General features: G+C 36.4%; 7 protein-coding genes. 6 read left to right on the top strand and 1 reads right to left on the bottom strand.

The features are described 5' to 3' along the window. Positions 1–267: hypothetical protein (locus ABJG98_RS09540; protein ID WP_348279279.1), on the bottom strand; the 267-nt coding region annotated here is incomplete at its 3' end. A gap of 469 nt (positions 268–736) precedes the next feature. On the opposite strand from ABJG98_RS09540, the gene ABJG98_RS09535 reads away from it, so the two are divergent. The 6 genes from ABJG98_RS09535 to ABJG98_RS09510 all read left to right on the top strand — a co-directional run bounded on the left by ABJG98_RS09535 (position 737) and on the right by ABJG98_RS09510 (position 4,335). Then, on the top strand, positions 737–964 hold the full coding sequence (locus ABJG98_RS09535; RefSeq protein WP_348279278.1) for a type II toxin-antitoxin system ParD family antitoxin: 228 nt from the start codon (positions 737–739) through the stop codon (positions 962–964). Further along, positions 964–1,263 (top strand): type II toxin-antitoxin system RelE/ParE family toxin, encoded by a 300-nt coding sequence (locus ABJG98_RS09530; RefSeq protein ID WP_348279277.1) that lies wholly within the window; start codon positions 964–966, stop codon positions 1,261–1,263. The genes ABJG98_RS09535 and ABJG98_RS09530 overlap by 1 nt, the downstream gene beginning before the upstream one ends. A 313-nt stretch (positions 1,264–1,576) precedes the next feature. Continuing rightward, complete coding sequence (locus ABJG98_RS09525; RefSeq protein WP_348279276.1) at positions 1,577–2,824, top strand: hypothetical protein; 1,248 nt, start codon at positions 1,577–1,579, stop codon at positions 2,822–2,824. A 46-nt stretch (positions 2,825–2,870) separates the two neighbouring features. After that, positions 2,871–3,467 carry a Crp/Fnr family transcriptional regulator gene (locus ABJG98_RS09520; RefSeq protein WP_348279275.1) on the top strand — a complete coding sequence of 199 codons (597 nt, stop codon included), beginning with the start codon at positions 2,871–2,873 and terminating at the stop codon, positions 3,465–3,467. 70 nt (positions 3,468–3,537) lie between these two features. After that, positions 3,538–3,912: a hypothetical protein gene (locus tag ABJG98_RS09515; RefSeq protein WP_348279274.1), complete on the top strand. Its 375-nt coding sequence runs from the start codon at positions 3,538–3,540 to the stop codon at positions 3,910–3,912. A gap of 12 nt (positions 3,913–3,924) precedes the next feature. After that, positions 3,925–4,335: an ester cyclase gene (locus ABJG98_RS09510; protein ID WP_348279273.1), complete on the top strand. Its 411-nt coding sequence runs from the start codon at positions 3,925–3,927 to the stop codon at positions 4,333–4,335. The last annotated feature ends 292 nt before the right edge of the window (positions 4,336–4,627 follow it).

Below are 4,627 nucleotides of genomic sequence, written 5' to 3'. Positions count from 1 at the left end.
AGGATCTATTTTTTCACCTTTTTCGAGTGCAGGTGCGGATGGTCTTTCTTCAGTAGCTGCTGCTATGCTAAAGTACTTGTCTGTGTATATGTATATGCTTTTGTGCCAAGGATTCTGGACTATGACAGTATCAGAATTTTTCTTCTCAATATTTGTAACTTCCCACGCACCATTGATACTCAGATTGTCTGGATTATCAAGTTCCACATTTACTTTCTTTTTTTCGGAACAAGAAAACAATAGGATAATGACTGATATAAATGTCATACTTTTCATAGCATCAGGGTTTTTCAATTAAAGTACAAAAAATTAACTAGAACCCTTTACAATCTTGACCAACAAAGTCAATTATTGATTGTTTCGATTTTCATATTCAAAAAATCCTAACTATTTAATTATGGTTTCTTCCTATTCTCTACTAATTTCTACATAAGGTAACCCTCTCAGAGCGTTTAGAAATGTTGAGCTAAGGGAAGATCTAGTGCGAACTGATAGTTGAAGGGCATAGTCCCTCTGGTTCATACCCACATCCATGGCGCACATCCCCTCGTGAATCTCCTTTCAATCGATTTGGTAGATACAGTTGTGATGGTTAGGCAGTTTCACTAGTTTAGTGTCTTTCTGCTAGTTCGGGACGCACTCCTGCTAGCTTAGCGTTAGCATTAATAAACTCCTCTTACAACTCTAATCGCAACTTATTATATTTTTGGTGTAAATTTACACCAAACAGCGAAGCATGGGACGACAAAGTATATCTTTTACGGAACCAAACGATGAATGGCTTAAGACACAAATTGAAAGCCAGGAGTACTCAAGTAAAAGCGAACTGGTAAACGATTTGATACGCCAGGCAAGAAATCAGCAACAGAAAATTGATTATATCCGCATGAAGTTAGAAAAAGCAGAAGAATCTGGTTTCACCAACGATTCTCGGGCAGATATTCTAAAACAAGCTAAATCTTAGTGGCGGAATATAGAATCAGCAACATCGCCAAAGCTGACTTGATTAGAATACATCAATATGGAAACGCTACATTTGGTGAGGAGCAGGCTGATAGATATTTTAACGATTTCTTTGACAAATTTGAACTAATTGCTGAAAGACCGTTTGCCTTTGAGGCTGTAGACTTCATTAAAGAAGGATACAGAAAATGTGTGTGCGGAGTTGATACAATATTCTATCGAATTAAAGACGAGGTTGTAGAAATTATGACAATTGTTGGTCGACAAGACCGACTGGAAAACTTGAATGATCTAGACTGATCTTACTATTTGGTAACAGTTACGAATGCGCCAGAGTGCTTTCTGTAGATTTCATCTGAACTCCACCGCTCCGCTACCCATTCTGCAAGTTTCATCTCTCCTAGCAACTGTCTTGCTTCTGGATTTTGTCTTTCTAAATGCAGCTTTACTCATACTCACATCCATGCCGCACATCCCCTCGTGAATCTCCTTTCAATCGATTTGGTAGATACAGTTGTGGTGGTTTGGCAGTTTCGCTAGTTTAGTGCTCTTTCTGCTAGTTCGGGACGCACTCCTGCTAGCTTAGCGTTAGCATTAATAAACTCCTAACACATTGAAAAACATATCCATAGCCTATGTCATTCTCTTACTGATTGGCTGCACCTCATCCGAAAATAAAATCGATGACTCATCACATCGAGAAGATTCATTCTATGAATCTGTGCAATTAGGTGATTATGGAATTGGGTTTTGTGATACCGTCATTTATAATAGTGACATTCGATTTGACTTTCTACATGATAGTACTACAAGCTATACTCAATATGATTACATAGGGCCAACTCCGCTGTTTCTGCAAATTTGGCATCCAGTAAAACCTAATAATCTAGAACCAATGATGTTAAAAGATTTTAGGAATCGAGATCTGTCACCAGAACTGCAAAGTGTTTATGATCCTTTGATTGAAAAAATGGACTCCTTTTTTGTGAAATACAATATCGTTGAGGACTTCATAAACTATGATAGCATCGACTATGGTAACTATTCCTATTTTGATGTATTAGATACATTAATGACTTTCAAGACAATGAGTAGTTACCAGATCATTTCAGATAAATTAGATTTCCCTGTCGTTGTCTATCATCATGGTGGACAAGGTTTATCCGATGAAAACTTTCTAATGGCTGAATATTTTGCTTCCAAAGGTTATATCGTTGTTTCTTCAAATTTTCACTTACCGTTCGAAAATAAAACTTATGGATATGAAGGTGTTGATTTTGATGATACTGAACTACCAAAAAGTGTAATTCAGTTTGCAAAGACATTAACCACTAATGACCAATTGTACTTTATTGGGCATAGTTCTGGAGCCCAAGTTGGATTTAAGTTTCTACACGAATCTCACGGGGTTGATGCATTTATTTCCCTTGAAACAACGCTCGAGGGGAGAGATCCTGCCTATTTGAAATCAGAGGATGGTTGGCCAAAGTTGGCGAAAATTATTGATGAACATAAATTAGATTACGTTATCCCGATTCTGATGATTGCCAATACACAAGAAGAAAAATCCTTTCCGCTTTTTGACGAACTTCAGAATGCTCAAATGATACAAATCTCGCAAAAGGAAATGTTTGGACACGAAAGCTATACCGCAGGGTATCTATTGAGATATCTGTATAGAAATAAGTTTACACAACCAGATACAGCTGAATTAAAAACTCAGTTAAGTCTTTACAGTAAACAACTGCTATTATATGAATCATTTTTGACTAGTGCAGGAAGCGGAAAACAAATGAACACGGAGGAATTTAAACACGATTTTTTCATCTCAATCCCAAGTACTAATGCTAACAATAAATAAACGGCATTAAAAACGACCGTTTTATTAAAACCGTGTATAACATAATATGAGTACGCAAGAACCACCATCATTTGAGAAGACTATTCGAGAAATTCCAAATATTAGCCAAGAAGAAATTGATATCATTCATTCGAAGTTTCACATAAAACGATATACAAAAAACAATTTCATAGGAAGGGAGGGAGAAACCTGTCGCTCTACTGGTTACGTGATGAAGGGCTGTGTTAGCAATTATCGAATTCTTCAAAATGGAAAAAAATCTATAAATCATTTTGCTTTTGAAGATTGGTGGGTTGGCGATCTGGATAGTTTTTTAAATCAGAAACCCTCTCAAACATACTGGTTGACTTTAGAGGATACTGATTTGAGAATCATTACCAAATCAGATTTCGATTTCATAATGCAAAACATCCCTCCGTTCGAGCGATTCTTTCTGAAAAAAACACAAACTGCTTTTCTCAAAGAAATGGAAAATGCTGATAAGGATAAATCCGAATCTGCCCTTGAAAAATATATTAGGACGATGAAAGATTATCCATTAATAATTCAAAGAGTACCTAATTACGAAATTGCCGCCTACATCGGGATCGCCCCGGAATCGCTTAGCCGGATTAGAAAACAAGCAATGAAAGAAGCAAAATAGCTTCTTAACAAATGTTAAGGCATTTGGTCTCGTAAACACATTGATTTGTGAATCATCAAATAATGATAACATGAATCAAAAAACAATTTTTACGATAATCGCTTCTTTGCTTGTGCTACAGGGCATAGGGATTTTTATCATGTCAGATCAAATTGTATCGGACTCATTTCCAGATTTATCGGAAAGTGGTATTTGGGCAGCTGCTGAAATGGCCACAGTAGTAGCCGTATTGTACATGGCCATAGGAATAATAACATATTACGTTCGAGAACAACCAAAAATTTTGATTGCTTACACCATGAGCTTCCTGCTCATCGTACTCAATACAAGCAAGCATATATTCATTTCAGAAATGAATGTACCTCTGCCACTTTATCTCATTCAAATATTACTTCTTCTGACATTTATATTATTAATGGTCAAATCGAAAAAACAGCAAGCTTAAAATTATAGACACATGGAAAAATTAATAGAAGAATACTATCAAAAAATGGACGCCTTAAAAGGAGACTATTCCGAGATGGCAGAAGTCTTTAATGACGAAATGACTTTTCACTTTCCAGGTATCCCCACTCCTCTAAATGTTGAGCAATTTCAAGGTCCAGCCCAAGGTATCTATGCAGGTTTTTCTGATTTCAATCATTCAATTGAGGATGTCATTGTAGATGGAAACAAGATCGCTTGCAGAGTAAATATAACTGGAACTCACAATGGTGATTTTCAGGGAATTCCTGCATCAAATAAGTCAATAGCAGTGGGCGCGATTACTATGTTTCGTATTGAAAATAATCGATTATCTGAACATTGGATTTGCGTGGATTTACTGGGAATACTAACACAAATTGGAGCAGTTCCAGCTAACAAATAACGTTCTGCAACAAATGCTAAAACACCATAAGCTCACTGAGCTATTTGCTTAGGCTTCTGCAATCATGTAGTATTAGAAATATTAATGAAGTCCAGCTTACGGATGATAGTTGGAGGTTATCCACCATTCTGAGCGCTACCTAAATCTATTCCTTTAATCTTTCCAGAGTAAGCGTCGTAGTTACATTTGATTTTGTACTAACTAACAACATTTTATCTTTTTCAAAAGTAAGGTGCTGAGAAGAACGTCTCTTGTTATTCATTACAGTGGGTGATTTAGCAACTATGACATT

The sequence above is a fragment of the Ekhidna sp. genome, assembly GCF_039960695.1.
Taxonomy (GTDB): domain Bacteria; phylum Bacteroidota; class Bacteroidia; order Cytophagales; family Cyclobacteriaceae; genus Ekhidna.
The sequence above is the reverse complement of the archived record's forward strand: the minus strand, read 5'-3'. Positions and strand labels throughout refer to the sequence as shown.